Source organism: Stenotrophomonas sp. PS02300 (assembly GCF_029959395.1).
GTDB lineage: Bacteria > Pseudomonadota > Gammaproteobacteria > Xanthomonadales > Xanthomonadaceae > Stenotrophomonas > Stenotrophomonas maltophilia_AD.
In genome coordinates this window covers 47,491-67,743 of record NZ_JASCOP010000007.1, presented here as the reverse complement: position 1 = coordinate 67,743, position 20,253 = coordinate 47,491, and the positions used below count along the sequence as shown (strand labels likewise).

Genomic DNA, 20,253 nt, shown 5'->3' with positions numbered 1-20,253 from the left:
GGGGGCTGGGGGTCATTCCTTTGGGGCGGTTAAAAAAAACCGGGCCCGGTTCCGGGCCCGTTTTCAGTGGGCCGGAACGGCCCACTGGGTAGCGCCGGCCGTTGGCCGGCACACCAATGCCACATTAGTACTTGAAGCGGAAGTTCAGGTAGTACTGGCGACCGTTGGAGTAGAACGAGGTCGGGATCGCCGCGCTCTGGTAGTACTTGTAGGTCGGGTTGTTGAGGTTCAGGCCGTCCAGGGTGATGCTCAGCCAGTCGGTGGCCTTGTAGCTCAGCGAGGCCGACAGCGTGCCGAAATCATCCTGGTAGTACGGGTTGGCGCCGGACAGGCTGATCAGGAACGAGGAACGGCGGGTGTAGGTGACGCGTGCGCCGAAGGTGTCGTTCTCGAAGTAGGCACCCACGTTGTAGGTGTTCTTCGAGGTGCCCAGCAGGTTGTGGCTGCCGTCGGCCCAGGTGTGCGCCGAGCTGCCGTTGGCGTAGGTGTAGTTGGCGGTGAAGCCGAAGTTGTCGCCGATCGGCTGTTCGTAGGCCGCTTCCACGCCGGTGACCTTGCCGTCGGCGTTGATCGGGGTGGACACCGCGTAGGTTTCAAGCTGGTTGGTCAGTTCGCTGTAGAGCTGCTTGTTGACCACGTCGAAGGCGATGTAATCCTTCATGTCCATGTGGTACGCACCGATCGACAGCAGGCCGCGCGGCATGAAGTACCACTCGAGGTTGGCGTCCAGGTTGGTCGACAGCGTCGGCTTCAGGTCAGGGTTGCCGCCGCCACCGGTACGGTTCAGGTCCGAGCCCCATGCAGAGGCACCCAGCGCCGAGTAGTCCGGCAGGGTCTGGGTCTGCGACGCGGCCACGCGCAGCACCAGGTCCTTGTCCAGGTCGAACTTGATGTTGGCGCTCGGCAGCACGCGGTCGTGCTTGTTCTGGAAGGCCTGGCGCTGCCACATGCCGAACAGGCTGCTCACATCGGCGCGCGCCGCATCAGACACCGCCAGGTAGGTGTCGATGTCCTGCTTGATGTTGACGTAGCGCAGGCCGACGTTGCCGCTCCACCAGTCACCGGTGAAGTTGGCCTGCACGTAGCCGGCGAAGTTCTTTTCCTTCACCTTCCACTCGGCGCCGTAATTGTGGCGACCGGTCGGGCCGTCATTGTTGGACAGCCAGGTGGAGTTGTTGAGGATGGCGGTCTGCAGCGCGTCCGGCGTGTAGTACCAGATATCGCGCGGGAAGGTGCCGCCGATGCCGCTGGCGAAGTTGCTCGGGTACTGGCCGGTGGCGCTGCCCTGCAGGGCCGACCAGATGTCGCCCGGGCTGGCGCCTTCCGGCGACAGCGCTTCACGCTCGTGGTCGGCGAAGCGAACGCCGAAGTCGATCGAGCTCAGCGCGCCGCCGTTGGTGAAGTACTGGTTGAAGTCCAGCGAGGCCCAGTTCTCTTCGTCCTCGGCCTTGACCAGCTGGTTGCCCCAGGTGCCGAAGCTGCTCACGCCGCTCGGGCTGATGTCGCCGCCCACGCTCCAGTCGGCCGGGGAACCGGCGCCATGGGTGGCCCAGCTGGCGCCGCCGCCCTGGCCCAGGGTGACTTCGGCGATGAACTGGCGCGGGGTCTCGCCGGTGCCCTTGGTGGTACCGGCCTGGAACTTGGCGGTCAGGTTGTCGTTGATCGCCCAGTCGGCATCGAAGGTGACGTAGCTGGTCTTGGCCGTCGCCTCGCGGTAGATCATGTCGTACACGGCGTAGTTGGTGCCCGGCACGCCTGCGTAGGTGGCGTTGGTGAGCACGCCGTCGGTGACGGTGTAGCCCGGGTTCGGCGCCTGGCTCTTGGCGAAGTTGCCGCCCCACAGCATGAAGTTGCGGTTGTAGTTGTTCGCTTCCAGCTCGGAGGAGAAGCCGCTCAGGCCCAGGGTCAGGCTGTCGATCGGCTTCCACTGCAGGGTGACCAGGCCGCCCTTGCGCTCACGGGTCTGTTCGAACAGGGTCGAACCCAGCAGGCCCGGCACGCTCACGCCGATCAGGTCCGGGTTGGTCGCGGCGACCGGATCGGTGGCCGAGATCTTGGTGAAGCCACCCGGGATTTCCTGCGCTTCGCGGCGCAGTTCGCGCTTCTGGTAGAAGCCCTGCACCAGCACGCCGAAGGTGCTGTCGGCATTCTTGTAGTTGAACAGGCCCGAGAACTGCGGGTCGTTGGAGTCGGCCTGGTCCGAACGCACCACGCCCAGCGACGCTTCGGCGCTCAGCTGCTTGGAGAACTGCAGCGGGGTGCGGGTGATGATGTTGACCGTACCGGTGGTGCCGCCGTCCTGCAGCTTGGCCTGCGAGGACTTGTTCACTTCCACCGAGCTGACCAGTTCGGAAGGCAGCAGCGAGTAGCTGACGCTGCGGCCGACGTTGTTGCCCTGGCTGAGCACGAACCAGTCGGCCGAGCCGACGGTGTGGCCGTTGATCAGGGTCTGGGTGAGGCTGGGGCTGGTGCCGCGCAGGCTGACGCGGTCGGCTTCGTCGAAGCCGCCTTCGTCGGCGCTGGACGAGCTGATGTTCACGCCCGGCAGGCGCTGCAGGGTGTCGGCCACGTTGTGCGCCGGCAGCTTGCCGACGTCTTCGGCGGTCACCACTTCCAGGCGTGCATTGGCTTCACGCTTGGTGTCGAGGGATTTCTCCATCGAACCACGGATACCGGTGACGGTCACGGTGTCCAGGTCGGTGGGGGACGGCTGTGCATCCTGGGCGTGGGCGCCGAAGGCGATACAGCTGAAAATGGCTGCCGAAAGCAGGCTCTTGCGGTGGTTCATGATGTCTCTCCTCATCAATCGTTGGTGCGCCAGCGACGGCGTGCGGTTTGCGATGCGTGCGTTCAAGCGTCCGTGCGGCCGAGGTACCAGCTTGCGGCGCCGATGACGCCCAGCTGCCCGTGCTCGACCACCTTCACGGGTATGCGTTCCAGCGCCTCGCGCATCGGTCCCTTGTTGAGGTACCGGGACACGAAGGCGCTGTTCAACAGGAATTCGCGGATCTGCGGCAGGATCCCGCCAGCCAGGTACACGCCACCTTGGGCGCCGTACTGCAGCGCCATGTCACCGATGGTGCTTCCGAGCAGGCCGCAGAACACATCCAGGCTCTGGCGGGCCAGCGGGTCCTGGTTGCTGACGGCGGCCGCAGTGATCGCATCGGGCGTGGCCAGCACGGCCGGCTGGCCTTCGATCGCGCACAGGGCACGGTAGAGATTCATCAGGCCCGGGCCGGACAGTGCATGTTCGACCGAGACGTGCGCCAGCTCGCGCTGCATCTGCCGCACGATCGCCATTTCCAGTTCGGTGCTCACCGCCAGCGTCGGCTGGCCGGCTTCGGTGGCCAGCACCACCGCACCGTGCGCGGTCGGGATCCACAGCGCCGCACCCAGCCCGGTGCCCGGGCCGACCACCAGGGTCGGGCCGCGCGGCGCGGTGGCCGGGCCGGTCAGCTGCAGCACGCCGCTGGCATCGACCTGCGCGGCGGCGTAGGCAACGGCTTCGAAGTCATTGACGATGTACACCGTTTCCAGGCCCAGGTCGGCCTCGATCTGGCGCGCCGACAGCGGCCACGGCACGTTGGCGGTGATCACCGTGCCGTCTTCGCGGGCATAGCCGGCAGTGGCCACCACGCAGTGCGCGGGGCGCTCGCCGTCGGCGATAAAGGCCTGCAGGATGGCGCTCAGGCCGGCGTAGTCGGCATTGCGGAACTTGCGGTATTCGAGCAGCTGGACCGGATGGGCCGGATCCTGGCTGGCCTGTACACGGGCCACGCGGACATGCGTGCCGCCCACGTCGGCGGCCAGGAACGGCGGCATCGCGGCGGGGACATGGGCCGGTACGGCGTGGGCGGCTGCGGTCACACGGGCTCCCTTGGGATACGTACGGCCAGGTCTGGACCCGGCGATTGAGCGGAGTCTGTAATCGTTCTGACAACGATGTCAACGACAACCTGACACTTTCGATGCTGCGCCGCAGCGACCTACGTCACAAGAAAACGTTTTCAGTCCACTCCCGTCAAGATTTCGTAAAGCCGTTGCAATCAGGGGCTGTGTGAAGGTGCGGCGGGGCATTGCGGGGTTTCTGTGCAACTGCAGCATGCCGTTTTCGCGGAGTTGCGCGGAAACCAATTGTTGACAAAGGCGGGTGGCCCATCGAATAAATGTGACAACGTTGTTCCCAGCCACTCTTCCGACGCCGCCCGCGCGCCGTCGATGCAGGAGCCTTCCAGATGTCCGCAGTGCCTGCTGCTACCGCGCGTTCGAGCGTGGCCACCTCGATCCTCATCATCGGGGTGCTGTTCTTCCTGATCGGCTTCTTCACCTGGCTCAACGGCCCGCTGATCACCTTCGTCAAACTGGCCTTCGAACTGGACGAGGTCGGCGCCTTCCTGGTGCTGATGGTGTTCTACCTGTCCTACTTCTTCCTGGCGCTGCCGGCCTCGTGGATCCTCAAGCGCACCGGCATGAAGAAAGGCCTGAGCCTGAGCCTGCTGGTGATGGCCGCCGGTGCGGTGGTGTTCGCGCACTTCGCGCAGCAGCGCTGGTACCCCGGCGCGCTCAGCGGCCTGTTCATCATCGGCAGCGGCCTGGCCCTGCTGCAGACGGCGGTGAATCCGTACATCAGCATCCTGGGCCCGATCGAAACGGCCGCGCGGCGCATCGCGCTGATGGGCATCTGCAACAAGATCGCCGGCATGATCGCCCCGTTCCTGATCGGCACCCTGGTGCTGCACGGCATCGGCGACCTGTCCGAGCAGGTGGCCAGCGCCGATCCGGTGACCCGCAATGCGCTGCTGGATACCTTCGCGGCCAAGATCCAGATGCCGTACATGGCCATGGCCGGCCTGCTGGTGGTGCTGGCGGTGGGCGTGCTGTTCTCGCCACTGCCGGAGATCAAGACCGCCGAAGCCAACGCCACCCCGGCGCGTGCGCCCGGCCTGGCCGAACGCAGCAGCATCTTCCAGTTCCCGCACCTGTGGCTGGGCGTGCTGTGCCTGTTCGTGTACGTGGGCGTGGAAGTGATGGCCGGTGATGCCATCGGCACCTACGGGCACGGGTTCGGCCTGCCGCTGGACCAGACCAAGCTGTTCACCTCCATCACCCTGTTCGCGATGCTGGTGGGCTACCTGGCCGGCCTGGCGCTGATTCCGCACCTGGTCTCGCAGTCGCGCTACCTGAGCATCTCGGCCAGCCTGGGCGTGCTGTTCTGCATCGGTGCACTGTTCACCCATGGCTACGTCTCGGTCGGCTTCGTGGCCGCGCTGGGCTTTGCCAACGCCATGATGTGGCCGGCGATCTTCCCGCTGGCGATCCGGGGCCTGGGCCGCTTCACCGAAACCGGCTCGGCGCTGCTGGTGATGGCCATCGCCGGTGGCGCGATCATCCCGCAGGCGTTCGCCGTGCTGAAGCAGCATTTCGACTTCCAGTGGGTGTTCGCGGGCCTGATGGTGCCGTGCTACCTGTACATCCTGTTCTACTCCCTGCACGGCCACCGGGTCGGGCTGCCCCGCGACGGGCAGTGATCGGCGATCATGGACGCCCAACCGGTGAGCCAGGAAAAGAGCATGCGTAGAGCGACCATCAAGGATGTCGCCGAACGGGCCAAGGTGTCGTTGAAGACCGTTTCGCGGGTCATCAACAACGAACCGTCGGTCATGCAGGCCACGCGCGCGCGCGTGCTGCGCGCCATCGCCGAACTCGATTACGAGCCCGATCCCGCCGCACGCAACCTGCGTACCGGCACCACGCTGGTGATCGGGCTGGTCTACGACAACCCCAACCCGTACCACATCATCGGCGTGCAGAACGGCGTGCTGGCCGCCTGCCGCGAGACCGGCTTCGGGCTGCAGATCCACCCCTGCGATTCCAGTTCGCCGATGCTGGCCGAAGAGCTCGCCGACTGGGTACAGCGATCGCGCCTGGCCGGGCTGGTGCTGACCGCGCCGATGTCCGAACGCCGCGACCTGGTCGCCGCGCTGACCGCGCGGGGCATCAAGCTGGTCCGCATCATCGCCGCCACCGCCGACCCGCAGGATGGCGCGTGCGTGTTCGTGGACGACCGCGAGGCCGCCTACGAAATCACCGAGCACCTGATCCAGCTTGGCCACCAGCGCATCGGCTTCCTATGGGGCGGCTCCTCGCACCGTTCCAGCGGCGAACGCCATGCCGGTTATGAAGCCGCGCTGCGCGACTACGGCATGACCGTGGACAAGCACCTGGTGGTGCAGGGCGATTACACCTTCGACGACGGCTTCCGTGGCGCGCGCCGCCTGCTGGCGCTGCGCGAACCGCCTACCGCGATTTTCGGTTCCAACGATGAAATCGCCGCCGGCGTGCTCGCCGCGGCCAAGTCGGCCGGCATGAACGTGCCTTACGACCTCTCCATTGCCGGCTTCGAGGACAGCCCGTTCTCGCGCCAGTCCTGGCCGCCGCTGACCACCGCCAAGCAGGCCACCGAAGACATCGCGCGGCATGCCGCGCGCCTGTTGATCGCGCAGCTGCGCAGCGATGCGTACGACGATGCACCGCTGCAGCTGCAGAACCAGGGCTTCGTCCCGCAGCTGGTCGTGCGTGGTTCCACCGCGCCGATGCGGCCGGTCGGCACGCGGCCCCCCACCCCTGAAACCACCTGAGCCCCGCATGTCCCTGCCAGCCCCGCACGACACCCTGATGTTCCGCGAAGCCGCCGAAGCGGCCGACGTGATCGCCGCGCAGTTCGCGCGCAACGAAGCGACGGTGCAGACGCTGGCCGCGACCCTGCGCGCGGCGCCGCCGCCGTTCGTGGTGACCTGCGCACGCGGGAGCTCCGACCACGCCGCCACCTACGCCAAGTACCTGCTGGAAACCAAGCTCGGCCTGGTTACTGCCTCGGCCTCGCCGTCGGTGGGTTCGGTGTACGAATCCCCGCTGCAGCTGCGCGGCGCGCTGTACATCGTCATTTCGCAGTCCGGCAAGAGCCCGGACCTGCTGCGCAACGCCGAAGCCGCGCGCGCGGCTGGCGCGCGCGTGGTGGCGCTGGTCAACGTGGAAGATTCGCCGCTGGCGCAGCTGGCCGAAACCGTGATTCCGCTGGGTGCCGGCGCCGAACGCAGCGTGGCGGCCACCAAGAGCTACCTCGCATCGCTGTCGGCGATCCTGCAGCTGGTGGCGTACTGGAGCCAGGATGCCGGGCTGATCGCCTCGCTGCGCACGCTGCCCGACGCACTGCGCCAGGCCTGGAACAGCGACTGGTCCGCACTGACCGATGGCCTGGTGCCGGCGCACAACCTGTTCGTGGTCGGCCGTGGCCTGGGCCTGGGCGCAGCGCAGGAAGCGGCGCTGAAGTTCAAGGAAACCTGCGGCCTGCACGCCGAAGCCTACAGCTCGGCCGAGGTCAAGCACGGGCCGATGGCGCTGGTGGGCCCGGGGTTCCCGGTGCTGGCCTTCGCCCAGCCCGATGAAACCGGCGCGGGCACCCGTGCGGTGGCCGCCGAGTTCGCCGCGCGTGACGCGCAGGTCTGGCTGGCCGCACCGGATGGCGACCTGCCGCTGCCGCAGGCACCGCACCCCGCCTGCGCACCGCTGCTGACCGTGCAGGCGTTCTACAAGGCCATCAACGCGCTGGCACTGCGTCGCGGCCACAATCCCGACCTGCCGCCGCACCTGAACAAGGTCACGGAGACCGTCTGATGAAGACCGTCCTGCGCAATGCCCGCATCCTCACCGCCGACGGCTTCCGCGATGACCTCGCGGTGGTGATCGAAGCCGGGCGCATCACCGCGCTGGTGTCCGACGCCGCGCCGCAGCTGGGCAGTGCGGCCGAGCAGGTGGACCTGGGCGGTGGCTGGCTGCTGCCCGGGTTCATCGATGCGCAGGTCAATGGTGGCGGTGGCGTGCTGTTCAACAACACGCCCGACGTGGAGAGCCTGCGCACGCTGGCCGCCGCGCACCGCCGCTTCGGTACCACCGCGCTGCTGCCGACGCTGATCAGCGACGATGTGCAGGTGATGCGCAAGGCGATCGACGCGACCCGCCAGGCCATTGCCGCCGGCGTGCCCGGGGTGATCGGCATCCACCTGGAAGGGCCGTACATCGCACCGGCACGCAAAGGCACACACGATGCCAACAAGTTCCGCGTGCCCGATGCCGACGAGATCGCCATGGCGGCCTCGCTCGACAATGGCGTGACCCTGCTGACCCTGGCCCCGGAGCGGGTGCCGCTGGACAGCATCCGCGCGCTGGTCGAACGCGGCGTGATCGTGGCCGCCGGGCATACCGCGGCAACGTATGAGGAAGCACGCGCAGGGCTGGATGCCGGCATCCGCGGTTTCACCCATCTGTACAACGCGATGTCACCGCTGACCGGGCGTGAACCCGGCGCCGTGGGCGCAGCACTGGAAGATCGCGGCAGCTGGGTCGGCATCATCGCCGATGGCGTGCACGTGCACCCGGCCAGCCTGCGCGTGGCACTGGCGACCAAGCCGCAGGGCAAGGTCATGCTGGTCACCGATGCGATGCCGCCGGTGGGTGCCGACAACCCCAGCTACGAACTCTATGGCGAAGTGATCACCGCCGTGGACGGGGTGGTGCGCAATGCGGCCGGTTCGCTCGCCGGTTCGGCGCTGGACATGGCCACGGCCGTGCGCAATACGGTGCAGCTGTTGGGCCTGTCGCTGGAGGAGGCCGCGCGGATGGCGTCGCGCTATCCGGCGCAGTTCCTCAACGTCGATGATCGCCTGGGTGAGATCGCCGAAGGCTACCAGGCCGACCTGGTGCTGCTCGACGAGGCGCTGCAGGTGCGCGCCACCTGGATTGCCGGCCAGCGCGAGGACGCATGAGCATTCCATCCTCGTCGCGCATGGGCTCCATCGATGCCCTGCGCGGGCTGACCGTGGCCGCCATGCTGCTGGTCAACAACCCTGGCGACTGGGGCCATGTGTACGCGCCGCTGCTGCATGCGGACTGGCATGGCTTCACGCCGACCGATCTGATTTTCCCGCTTTTCCTGTTCATTGCCGGCGTATCGATGGCCTTCAGCCTGGTGCCACGCGCCACTGATCCCGACCTGCGCCCGGCGCTGGGCCGTACGCTGCTGCAACGTGCGCTGCGCATCCTCGTCGCTGGCGCGCTGCTGCACGTGCTGGCGTGGTGGCTGTTCGAACTGCCGGCCTACCGGCTGTGGGGCGTGCTGCAGCGGATCGCGCTGTGCGTGGCGGTGGTCGGCCTGCTGGCCATCCACACCCGGCAACGCACGCAGTGGGCGGTATTGGGCGGCCTGTTGCTGGGCTATGCGGCGCTGCTGCTGGGAGCCGATACGCTGGAGCCGTGGCTCAACCCGGTCAGTCGCGTCGATACCGCGCTGTTCGCACCGTTTCTCTACAAGTACGACGCCATCACCAGGCTCGGGCATGACCCGGAAGGCCTGCTCAGCAGCGCCGGTGCCATCGCCACCACGTTGCTGGGGCTGATTGCCGGGCGCTGGCTGCGTGCCGGCAGCCTGGGCGCGCTGGCGGGATTGGGGCTGGTACTGCTGGGCGGCGGGCTGTTGCTGGCACCGGTGCTGCCGTTCAACAAGAACCTGTGGACGCCCAGCTACGTGCTGTGGACCGGTGGCCTGTCGATCATGGCGCTGCTGCTGGCGCATTTTCTCGTTGACCGCCATCGCTGGCCTGCAGTGGGCCGCCGTTTCGGTGTCAACGCGATTGCCGCCTACCTGGGTTCGTCGGTGATGGCGCTGGTACTGATCGCCGGTGGTGCCTGGGCGGCGTGTTACGCCGCGCTGCTGCAGCGGTTGCCTTCGATGCCGGAACTCGCGTCGCTGCTGTGCGCGGTGGGCTTCGTCCTGGCCTGGTGGGTGGTCGCCTGGGTGATGGATGCGCGGCGGATCTACCTCAAGATCTGACCCCTCACGGTTTCTATACCCGGCCATCACATCCTGGACAGTAAGACTACGCGCACGGGGGCAGTAGTTTTACTGAAAGCGCACGCGTAGTCGTACAGCCGTATTCCTTCCTATGGAAAAGGATCGGGTCATGCGCCCCAGGATCGCGTTGTCGAAGCACCCGTTGGCCGACTGAATCGGCCGTATCACCCGCCTGGCCTGTGGCGCCGCGCTGCTGGCAGCCACCAGTCCCGCCTGGGCCGGTTGCGATAACACCGCACCGGCGACTGGCCAGACCGTCACCTGTACGGCAAGTCCGCCCAGTCCCCAGACCACCGCGATCACCAGTGTGGTTGGCTCCAGCAACGTCACCATCAACGTAGAGAGCGGTGCGCAATTGGTGGTCGCCGGAGGCGCATCGATCGGTCTCAATGGCGGGGCGGGGCATCTGATCGACAACCGCGGCACGATCAGCAACACCGGCGGCGGCGCCATCGTGACCAATGCGGCCACGACCGTCATCAACCGCGGCGTCATCAGTGGATCCAGCGGCATCATTTTCGGGACCGGCGCCGACCGGTTCGAGATGCTGGGCGGTACGCTCAGCGGCGGCGTTCTCCAGGGCGTAGGGAGCGATGCCATCGTCATCCGCGACGGAACGATGGACCGCATCGACCAGGGCGAAGGCCTGGACAGCCTCGAGGTCAGCGGTGGGACGGTGACCGGCACGGTGCAGCAGGGGTCGGGCATGGATACGTTCCTGATGACCGGCGGCACCATCGGTGCGCTGCTGCAGGGCGATGGTCTCGACCGCTTCCGCATGACCGACGGGCGCATCGTCGGCGCGTTCGATGACGGTGATTACGGCGAAATGACCGGCGGCCGCATCGGCCGGGTCAACATGAAGCTGGAAGACAACACCTTCCTGATGTCCGGCGGCACCATCGACGGCAACCTCGTCACCGGCTTCGGCAACGACACCATCGTGCTCTCCGATGGTTACATCGGCGGCAACATCAGCGTCAGCGGCGGCAACGATTCGGTGACCATCACCGGCGGCACCGTGCGTGGCGAGATCCGCCTCAGCTTCGGCAATGACCGTGTGGACTGGAGCGGCGGTGGGGTGGTGCATGGCCTGGTCGACATGGGCGAGGGAGACGACACGGCTGCGCTGGCCGATCTCAACGTCGCCCACCTGGGCGCATTGCCCGGCTTCGCCGGTGGCCTGGGCAATGACACGTTGAGCATGGACAACGTCAAGACCAGCGGCGTGGCGCGTTTCACCGGTTGGGAAGCGGTGGCGCTGCGCAATGACACCCAGCTCACCTTCGATGGCGACCTGGGCCTGGGCGACAGCGCCAGCGGCACCGGTACGCTCGATGTCGACGCCACCAGCACGCTGTTCGGCGGCGGCGTCAATGCCAGCATCGTTGCCTTCAACGCTGCATTGCCGGTGAGCGTGACCAACGCAGGGCGGATCGACCTGACCAATGGCACCAACGGTGCGGGCGACGCGTTCACCATCGCCGGCATTACACCGGCAACGGCGGCGCGCTGTACCTGGACACGGTGCTGGGCGCGGACGACTCCGCGTCGGACCGGCTGGTGATCTCCAACGGCGTTGCCGACGGCACCACCGGCGTGGGCATCCTCAATGCGGGCGGCGCAGGCACCGAAACGGTGGCCGACGGCATCCTGGTGGTGCAGGCGATCAACGGTGCCAGCACCAGCGCCAACGCGTTCGCGTTGTACAGCCCGGTGGCGGCCGGTGCATTTGAATATTTCCTGTTCAAGGGCGGCGTCAGCGCAGGGAGTGGCGAGAACTGGTACCTGCGTTCGACCCTGGTCAACGGAGTGGTCGCCGCGGCGACTTCACCGCCGACGGGTCTGGGCTCGGTGACGCCTGAGCCACCGCCGCCGGAGGCGCAGGGGGCGCCGCCGCCTGCGCTGCCGCCGCCCCCCTCACCGGATGTCCCCGAGAATCCAGACCCGGTGGCCGCAGAGCCGGCACCCCCACCGGAACCGGCCCCGCCGCCGCCGGTGCCGGAACCGCAGGTGGAGGTGCCGCCACCGGTACCGACCGAGGTGGCCGCCATTCCCGGTCCGCTGGCAGTGCCGCCGACGCCGGATGCACGTCCTTCCGAAGAGGCCGTCGTCCCCCTGTATCGGCTGGAGACCAGCGTGGACTCGGTAGTGCCGCCGCTGTTGCGCGAGACCAGCCTGGCCAGCCTGGGAACCTTCCACGAACGCCAGGGCGAGCAGCGCATCCTGGCCGGGCAGGGCGGTGTCCGCGCGGCATGGGCACGGCTGGTCGGGCAAAGCCACGACCAGCACTGGGAGGGCGATGCCCAGCCCGGGTTCGACGGTGACATCCAGGGCGTGCAGGCCGGGTTGGACCTGTACGCCAACGCCGACGACAGCCGCCGCGATCAGTTCGGCGTATTCGTCGGCCGCACCCGTGCGCAGGGCAACGTCAACGGCTTTGCGATCGGCTGGGAAAACGTCGCGGTGGGCAGCACCCGCCTGGATGACAAGCACGTGGGCCTGTACTGGACGCGCACCGGCAGCGCGGGCGGCTACCTGGACGTGGTGGTCATGCAGAGCCGTTACGACGGCGAGGCCACCTCCGCGCGTGGCATCGGAATAGACGTGGAGGGTGACGGCACCACGGCGTCGGTGGAGCTGGGCAAGCCGCTGCTGCGCTTTGGCCAGTCGGCCTGGTGGCTGGAACCGCAGGTGCAGGTGATCTGGCAGCGCACCTCGGTGGACGATACCGCCGACCGCATCGCGCAGCTGCGCTTCAATGCCGACAACGCCTGGACCGGCCGCGTCGGCCTGCGCGTGGCTGCCGACTACGACATTGCCGGCAACGGGTGGCAGCCGTACTTCAAGCTCAACTACTGGCAGACGCTCGATGGCGAAGACCGCATCGACTTCGACAGCAACCGCATCACCAACCAGCAGGATTCGCGCGCGCTGGAAGTCGGCTTCGGGGTGGTGGCGCGCTTCAACGCCAATGTCAGCGCGTTTGCGGTCGCCGACTACACGCGCGACCTGGAAAGCAGCCGTCAGAAGGAGCTCAAGGTGATCGAAGGCACGGTGGGGATGCGGTTCGATTTCTAGCGGGAACCGGGCATTGTGTTGCTATTGGTGGCATTACCTCCGGCGGGGAAGTACGCTTTCCGGATGCGAACCAAGCCCAATGCCCAGCCCAACCAGAGCCTGATCGACGGTATCGCGACCCTGCAGGCGCTGGCGTCCTCGCCCGAGCCGGTGGGCTGCCGCGAACTGGCCCGGCAGCTGGATGCCAACCCCACCCGGGTCAACCGGCTGCTCAAGACGCTGGCCTACCTGGGCATTGCCCGGCAGACCGCCGACCGCAAATACACCGCCGGCCCGGGCATGCACGTGCTGGCCGCGCAGAGCCTGTTCGCCTCCGGGCTGATCCGCCGCGCGCTGCCCGTGCTCGAGCACCTGCGGCGGTTCGGCCATACCGTGGCGCTGGGCGTACTGTGGAACGACAGCGTCAGCTACCTGTTCCATGCGCCGCCGGGAATCGAGGCGGCGCGGGGCCTGGGCCGCATCGGCCTGCTGCCGGCGACCACCAGCGGCATCGGCATCGTGCTGCTGGCGCAGCTGTCCGACGAGGAGGTGCGCGAGCTGTACGCCGACCGCCCCATCCCGATGTTCCCGGAGGGGATCGAGCAGCTGCTGGCCACCCTGGAACAGACAAGGCGGCAGGGGCACGCACGCGTGCACGTGGCCGACGAACGCGACCACCACATCGTGGCCATTGCCATGGGCGATCCGGTGCATGCCGGCATTGCGATGTCCGGCTGGATCCCCGAATCGGCCACCGAAGAACTGGTCGCGGCACTGCGCACGGCGGCCGCCGAGATCGGCTGAGGGCTTTGCCGCAGTGCGGTTTGACATGTTGCTACAATAGCAATACGTTGCAGCCTTCCGAAGGGGAGGCATCGGCAATGTCCAAGCGTGCGGGCGCATGACCGGCGGCAGGAACACCAAGTGGGTGCTGCTGGCCCTGCTGTTCTTTTCCACGGTGATCAACTACCTGGACCGGCAGGCGCTGTCGATCCTGGCCACCACCATCCAGGCCGACCTGGGCATGAGCGACCTGGAATACGCCCGCGTGGTGCAGGTGTTCCTGTTCGCCTACGCGGCGGCCTACGTGATGGCGGGGCGGGTTACCGACTGGCTGGGCGCGCGCGTGGCGCTGCTGCTGTTCGTGGGCTGGTGGTCGCTGGCCAACATCGCCACCGGCTTCGTACGCAGTGCGTTCGAGCTGGGCGCGGCGCGCTTCGCGCTGGGGCTGGGTGAGCCGGGCAACTACACGGTGGGCACCAAGGTGGTGTCGGAGCAGTTCCCGGCGCCGCAGCGTGGCCTGGCGCTGGGCCTCTACACCGCCGGTGCGATGATCGGCGCGACGCTGGCGCCGCCGTTGATCGGCGGCATTGCATTGACCTACGGCTGGCGCAGCGCGTTCTGGATCACTGGCGTGGCCGGGCTGCTGTGGATGATTGCGTGGTACTTCGTCTATCCGCGCCCGGCGCGACAGGCGGCCACCGAGGTGCCTGCGGCCGCAACGGTCGAGGCGGTCGCCACGCCGACGCTGGAAACACCCGCGGCAACCGCACCGGCGGCGTCGATGAAAGGCGTCTGGGGCCGGCTGGCGCGCGACCGCACGGTGTGGGCGCTGGTCGCCTCGCGCGCGGTGGCGGATCCGGTCTGGTACTTCTACCTGTTCTGGTTCCCCAAATACCTGGGCGACGCGCGCGGCATGAGCCTGGCCGCGATCGCCTCGCTGGCGTGGATCGTCTACGTCGCCGCCGACATCGGCAGCGTGGGCGGGGGCCTGATATCAGGACGGCTGGTCAAGCGCGGCATGAGCCCGGTGCGGGCACGCCTGACCACCATGATCGGTGCAGCGTGCCTGGCGCCGATCGGCATGCTGGTGGCGCTGCATCCGCCGATTCCGCTGCTGCTCGCGCTGGCGTGCGTGGTGACCTTCGCGCACCTGACCTACCAGATCAACCTCACCGCGATGACGGTGGATCTGTTCCCGTCGCGCTACATCGCGTCGGTGGCGGGGCTGGTGGGCTGCGGCAGTGCACTCGGCGGCATGGTCTCGGCGCAGGTGGTGGGCCACCTGGTGGCAGACGGCAACTTCGACCGCGCGTTCGTGCTGATGGCGTTCCTGCACCCCATTGCAGTGCTGCTGGCGTGGACCGCGCTGAGAAAAGCCAAGCGTTCGCGAATGACGCTGGTTGGCCCGGACGCCGAGGCGGTGGCGGCAGGTTGAGAAGGGCCGGACAGTGTCCGGCCCCAACGCTCAGGGAACGAACTCGGCGTGCTCCCAGAAGCGCGCGTTCGGCTGCGCGCCCAGGCCATGACCGGAGGGCAGCGTGTAACCCTCGCGCTCATACGCCATGTCGGTGTCGAGCATCTCCACCGAGCGCGAGAAGATGGAGTGCTGCCACTCGTGGCGCCACAGGCCGTCGATGACCGCCGATGCATGCAGGCTGGCGGCCATGAAGATGCCGCCGCCGATGGTGGCGTGCGGCGCGACCTGCACCCCGTGCGTTGCCGCCAGGTGGGCAATGCGCAGGAACTGGGTGATGCCGGTGTGGCCCATCTCCGGTTGCACGTAGGCCAGCGTTCCCCCGACCAGCCGCAACCGCGCGACATGGTCGGTGGGCCACTCTTCGCCGGCGGCGACGGGAATGGGGCTGTCGCTTCCCAACGCGATCAGCCCGGCCACATCCTCGGGCTTGAGCGGTGCTTCGATGAAGGTCAGCTGCGCCGGCAGCAGTTGCCCTGCCAGCGCCAATGCCCGCGCGTGATCGAACTTCCAGTGCAGGTCCACCATCAGGTGCACCGCATCGCCCAGCTCGGCGCGTAGCGCCTGCATTTCTTCGACGATGCCCTCATGGCTGACCACGGCATGCACCTTGAAGGCATCGTGGCCCTGCGCCGCAAACGCGTGCGCCATCGCCACCTTCTCCGCGACCGTTGCCGCCGGCAGGCCCGATACATAACCGGGAATGGTGTCGCGCCGCCGCTCACCCAGCAGCGCCCACAGCGGCTGGCCGGCCGCACGCGCGCGCAGGTCCCACAGGGCGATGTCCAGCGCCGCCAGCGCATCGGTGTGGAACCCGCTGCCGCAGCCACGCACGCGCATCAGCCCGTACAGGTCGTCCCAGATCTGCTCCACGTCGTCCGGCTCGCGCCCGATCAGTTCCGGCGCAAGCAGGTCGTTGATGATCTCGCAGGTCGCGCGCGGCGCGCAGATGCCATAGGTTTCGCCCCAGCCCACCGCGCCATCGGCGGTGGTGACGCGCACCAGCACCGAGCGGTCCACGGTGGGGTAGAGCGTCCCGTTGCCCCTGCGCACCAGGTAGCCGCGGGAGTTGACCCGCTCGCCCGGCCCCAGCGGCCCCAGGTAGGGCGTGGTGCGCGGAACGGTGAGGATGAAGGTTTCAACCTGGGTGACCTGGCTCACGCGTGGCTTCTCCGTGCCTGCCCGGGGACGGTGTCCAACGGCAGCAGGTCGCTGATGCGATCCAGCAGGATATCCAGTTCGTGTTCGTCGAAGCGGTCCAGTGCCGGTCCCGGGGCACGCACATGGTCGCTGCCGATCAGGCCGCGGCGCAGCAGGATGGCCTTGGTCAGGCGCCAGCGGAACACCGCCTGCATGCTGAGCAGCGGCAGGGTGCGTTCGAACAACGTTCGCGCACGCGACTGATCGCCCGCCGCCCAGGCCGCCAGCATCGCCACGTGGACCTCGGTGATTTCGCAGGCCGGCATCGTGCCGACCGCACCGCGCGTGAGTTCATCCAGTACATAGCGGGCGCCGGCACCGCCGAACACCGCGCGCACGCTGCTGCCGGCGCGTTCGGACAACGCGGTGATGCGATGCCCCGAGGGCATCGTTTCTTCCTTGACGTATTCAATGGCGGGGACGCGCGCGGTCAGTGCCACCACCTCGTCGACGCCCAACCCGACGCCCATCGGCGCCGGTGCGTTCTGCAGCATCACCGCCACGCCCGATTCGCTGGCCAGGCGGCTGAAGAACGCGGCCATGCCCTCGGCATCACCGGCCAGCGCGTGCGGGGTGAGCACCATCGCAGCGCTCGCACCGGCCTGGCCACCGGCCTGGGCCAGCCGCACCGCGTCTTCCAGCGTGCGGGCGCTGGCGCCGACGATGAACGGCACGCGGCCGCGGTTCCAGCGGCCGATGCAGGCCGTCAGGTGCAGGCGCTCATCCAGCGTGAGCATGTCGTACTCGCTGGCCAGGCCCGGAAACACCACCCCGGCCGCACCGGCGGCCAGGATGTACTCGAACACGGCTTCGGTCCCGGCCTCGTCGAGCGCGCCGTGCGCGTCGAAGATGCTGGGCAGGATCGGGAAGACACCTTGCAGAACGGCCATTGCGCCGGGTCCTTGTTGGAAAGCGTGTGCCATGGATAGCAACACTATGGAAGGGAAGTGGCCGCAGACGCTACAGGCGGGTCTTGATTCTTCGCTGCATTGCAGCGTGCGCGGTCAAATCATATTGCTATATTAGCTACACGCTGCCAAGCCGCAGCGCAGCAGCAACGACGAAAAAGCGCTGGATCCAGCTGGGCAGGTCGGGGGCCTGCAGCGGGATCCCTACCTTGGGAGAGGGCCGATACATGCTTCGTTTTCGACGTTCCACCTTGTTCACCGCCTTGGGCACCTGCCTGCTGGCGCCGATGCTGGCCGCCGCACAGGATGCTCCGCCCGCCACCACCACCACCGCCGGCGACCCGCAGGCGCAGACGCTCGACGCCGTGAGCGTGGTCGGCATCCGCGGCAGCCTGGAAGCCTCGCGCGACCTCAAACGCGATTCGCCGCAGATCGTCGACGCGATCGTGGCCGATGACATCGGCAAGCTGCCCGACACCAACGTCGCCGAATCGCTGGGCCGGGTGGCCGGCGTGCAGCTCGAGCGCGGCATGGGCGAGGGCAGCGACATCCTGGTGCGCGGCCTGAAAGAAAACGTGCTGCTGTACAACGGCCGCCAGATCGTCGATGCCACCGGGCGCGGCGGCAACGGCCTGGACCAGCTGGCCACCTCCACCTACGGCCTGCTCTCGCTGGTGCCCTCCGAGCTGATCTCGCGGCTGGAAGTCACCAAGCTGGCCGGCGCCGACCAGATTTCCGGCGGGCTGGGTGGCATCGTCGACATCCACACCCGGCAGCCGCTGTCGGGCGACAGCGACCAGAACGTGGTCAGCCTGGCCGGCACCTACGACGACATGGCCGATTCCTGGGGCCACAACGCGTTCGGGCTGATCTCGCGGCGCAACGAGGACCGCACCTTCGGTGCGCTGCTGTCGGCCACCTACGGCCGCCGCAACGTCGTGCAGCAGGGTCTGGACACGTTCTCCGGGTATGCACGCTTCAACGACCCGACCGACCCCACCCGCACGCGCTTCGGCAGCACCGACATGCGCGCGCAGAACATCGACGATGACCGCACCAAGGTTGGCCTGAGCGCGGTGCTGCAGTGGCGCCCGGCCGATGGCGTGGAGCTGTCATGGGATACCTTCTACTCCCGGCAGAAGGCCGAGCGCGACCGCTACTGGATTGCCTTCAACCCCTCCGCCGGCCTGAGCAACGCGGTCTACTCCGACCACGACATCCTGCTGGCCGGCCGATCCACCGGCACCGTGCTGCTCAACACCGAAGTGGCCGACATCGATTCGGACACCCTGTCCAGCGCGCTGCGCGCCAGCTTCCAGGTCGGCGAACGCGTGACCGGTTCGGCCGAACTGGACTGGGGGCGTTCCACCGCCAGCTACAACCAGCGCTACATGCGGCTGGCGCCGATGGCCGGGCTGACCTCGGTCACCGACTTCGACCTGCGCAGCGGCAGCTTCGGCAGCTTCAATGTCAGTGGCGTCAACGTGGTCGATCCGGCGCAGTGGCGCATGTCCATCCTGTTCGACAACGACTGGCGCGCGCAGACCGACTCGCGCGCGCTGCGCACCGACTGGAGCCTGGCCTTCGACAACGGCCCGCTGCGCTCGCTGGACGTCGGCGCGCGTTTCAGCCGCCTGGAAAGCCTGCAGGACCCGCGCCGCGCCGACATCCGCCCGGCCGGAGGCATTCCGGTCACGCAGATGGATCCGTACATCCGCGTGTACAGCAACAACGACTTCCTGCCGGGGGAGTTCGCCGGCCTGCCGCGCGATTACCTGGGGGCATTCCGCGGCACCTTCGGCGGCTGCGACAGCTTCACCACGTTGCCGCAGATCTCGCAGAACCCGCAGTGCCTGGATCCGGCCAATACCGCGCTGGCCTATTCGGCCACCTTCAGCGTCGATGAAGACTTCCTCGAGGCCTACGCCAAGCTCAACTGGGACACCGAGGTGGGCGGCATGGCGCTGGGCGGCAACGTCGGCCTGCGCTTCGTGGGCCGTGACCTGACCTCGCGCGGCAACCTGATCAGCGGCACCGGCGTGCTGACCCCGTCGAACTTCGAACGGGATGACCGCAACGTACTGCCCTCGGCGGTGGCCAAGCTGCAGATCACCGACAGCCTGGTGCTGCGCGGCGGCGCGGCCAAAGTGGTCGCCTTCCCCAATACCGAAGACCTCAACAACGGCGTCACCCTCAACAACAACGCCGTGTTCGATGCCAACGGCGTGCAGACCTCGCCGGGCACCGGCAGCGGCGGCGCACCGGACCTGGACCCGTTCAAGGCCACCCAGTACGACCTGTCGCTGGAGTGGTACTACGGCGGCCAGGGCCTGCTCTCGGCCGGCCTGTTCTACAAGGATGTGTCCACCTTCATCGTGCAGCGCCAGAGCGCGGAAACCTACAGCAACGTCAACTTCCTGGTGCTGCGCAAGATCAACGGCGACAAGGCCAAGGTGAAGGGCGCCGAGCTGCTGGCGCAGGTGCCCTTCAGCGGCATGTTCGACGGCTTCGGCGTGGTGGCCACCTACACCTGGATCGACTCGGAAACCCCGATCACCGACATCAACGGCAATGCGATGACCTTCCCGGGCCTGTCCAAGAACAACGCCAACCTGATCGGCTACTACGAGAACGGCCCCTTCGGCATCCGCCTGGCCTACAACTGGCGTGACGAGTGCATGGTGGGGTTGTCGGCGGCGTCCACCGGCATCTACAACGATACCTACAAGGACCTGTCGGCATCGATGAGCTACGATTTCAGCGAGCGCCTGTCGCTGAAGCTGGAAGGCAACAACCTGCTCGACAGCGAACAGCGCACCTTCGACGGCTATGCCGAAGGCCTGCGTACCAACGTGGTGTTCGGCCGGTCCTACAAGGCCAGCCTGACCTACCGGTTCTGAGCATGGTTCCTCTGGAAAGGA

Annotated in this window: 14 protein-coding genes; 10 read left to right on the top strand and 4 right to left on the bottom strand. The window is 67.6% G+C overall.

Features of this window, described 5'->3' with window-relative positions:
- Window positions 1–124: 124 nt before the first annotated feature.
- Window positions 125–2,788, bottom strand: a complete 2,664-nt coding sequence (locus QMX79_RS03225; RefSeq protein ID WP_282244312.1) for a TonB-dependent receptor — start codon at window positions 2,786–2,788, stop codon at window positions 125–127.
- Between the two features lie 62 nt (window positions 2,789–2,850).
- A complete protein-coding gene (locus tag QMX79_RS03220; RefSeq protein ID WP_282244316.1) occupies window positions 2,851–3,822 on the bottom strand; it encodes a glucokinase family protein in 972 nt (323 codons plus the stop codon).
- A 413-nt stretch (window positions 3,823–4,235) separates the two neighbouring features.
- On the opposite strand from QMX79_RS03220, the gene QMX79_RS03215 reads away from it, so the two are divergent.
- The 9 genes from QMX79_RS03215 (at window position 4,236) to QMX79_RS03175 (ending at window position 15,185) form a co-directional block, all read left to right on the top strand.
- Window positions 4,236–5,528, top strand: a complete 1,293-nt coding sequence (locus QMX79_RS03215) for a sugar MFS transporter (RefSeq protein WP_282244310.1) — start codon at window positions 4,236–4,238, stop codon at window positions 5,526–5,528.
- A 42-nt stretch (window positions 5,529–5,570) separates the two neighbouring features.
- The gene (locus QMX79_RS03210) at window positions 5,571–6,638 is read left to right on the top strand and encodes a LacI family DNA-binding transcriptional regulator (RefSeq protein ID WP_068854805.1); all 1,068 of its coding nucleotides are present in this window, start codon (window positions 5,571–5,573) and stop codon (window positions 6,636–6,638) included.
- 7 nt (window positions 6,639–6,645) lie between these two features.
- Window positions 6,646–7,674 (top strand): SIS domain-containing protein, encoded by a 1,029-nt coding sequence (locus tag QMX79_RS03205; RefSeq protein ID WP_068854024.1) that lies wholly within the window; start codon window positions 6,646–6,648, stop codon window positions 7,672–7,674.
- Window positions 7,674–8,822: an N-acetylglucosamine-6-phosphate deacetylase gene (gene nagA / locus QMX79_RS03200; RefSeq protein ID WP_282244295.1), complete on the top strand. Its 1,149-nt coding sequence runs from the start codon at window positions 7,674–7,676 to the stop codon at window positions 8,820–8,822. The genes QMX79_RS03205 and nagA overlap by 1 nt, the downstream gene beginning before the upstream one ends.
- A complete protein-coding gene (locus QMX79_RS03195) occupies window positions 8,819–9,886 on the top strand; it encodes a heparan-alpha-glucosaminide N-acetyltransferase domain-containing protein (protein WP_282244293.1) in 1,068 nt (355 codons plus the stop codon). Before nagA ends, QMX79_RS03195 begins: the two co-directional genes overlap by 4 nt.
- Window positions 9,887–10,214: 328 nt before the next feature.
- Window positions 10,215–11,474 carry a hypothetical protein gene (locus tag QMX79_RS03190; RefSeq protein ID WP_282244292.1) on the top strand — a complete coding sequence of 420 codons (1,260 nt, stop codon included), beginning with the start codon at window positions 10,215–10,217 and terminating at the stop codon, window positions 11,472–11,474.
- The gene (locus tag QMX79_RS03185) at window positions 11,435–12,988 is read left to right on the top strand and encodes an autotransporter outer membrane beta-barrel domain-containing protein (RefSeq protein WP_282244290.1); all 1,554 of its coding nucleotides are present in this window, start codon (window positions 11,435–11,437) and stop codon (window positions 12,986–12,988) included. The genes QMX79_RS03190 and QMX79_RS03185 overlap by 40 nt, the downstream gene beginning before the upstream one ends.
- A gap of 63 nt (window positions 12,989–13,051) precedes the next feature.
- Window positions 13,052–13,771 carry a helix-turn-helix domain-containing protein gene (locus QMX79_RS03180; protein ID WP_282244289.1) on the top strand — a complete coding sequence of 240 codons (720 nt, stop codon included), beginning with the start codon at window positions 13,052–13,054 and terminating at the stop codon, window positions 13,769–13,771.
- A gap of 97 nt (window positions 13,772–13,868) precedes the next feature.
- Window positions 13,869–15,185 (top strand): MFS transporter, encoded by a 1,317-nt coding sequence (locus QMX79_RS03175; RefSeq protein WP_282244288.1) that lies wholly within the window; start codon window positions 13,869–13,871, stop codon window positions 15,183–15,185.
- Window positions 15,186–15,215: 30 nt separating this feature from the next.
- On the opposite strand, the gene QMX79_RS03170 is transcribed toward QMX79_RS03175, so the two are convergent.
- On the bottom strand, window positions 15,216–16,385 hold the full coding sequence (locus tag QMX79_RS03170; RefSeq protein ID WP_282244287.1) for a mandelate racemase/muconate lactonizing enzyme family protein: 1,170 nt from the start codon (window positions 16,383–16,385) through the stop codon (window positions 15,216–15,218).
- Window positions 16,382–17,314, bottom strand: coding sequence for a dihydrodipicolinate synthase family protein (locus tag QMX79_RS03165; RefSeq protein ID WP_282244285.1), 933 nt, complete (start codon window positions 17,312–17,314; stop codon window positions 16,382–16,384). Before QMX79_RS03165 ends, QMX79_RS03170 begins: the two co-directional genes overlap by 4 nt.
- 245 nt (window positions 17,315–17,559) lie before the next feature.
- Here QMX79_RS03165 and QMX79_RS03160 point away from each other — a divergent pair, with 245 nt between their 5' ends.
- Window positions 17,560–20,232, top strand: coding sequence for a TonB-dependent receptor (locus QMX79_RS03160; RefSeq protein WP_282244283.1), 2,673 nt, complete (start codon window positions 17,560–17,562; stop codon window positions 20,230–20,232).
- Window positions 20,233–20,253 lie beyond the last annotated feature (21 nt).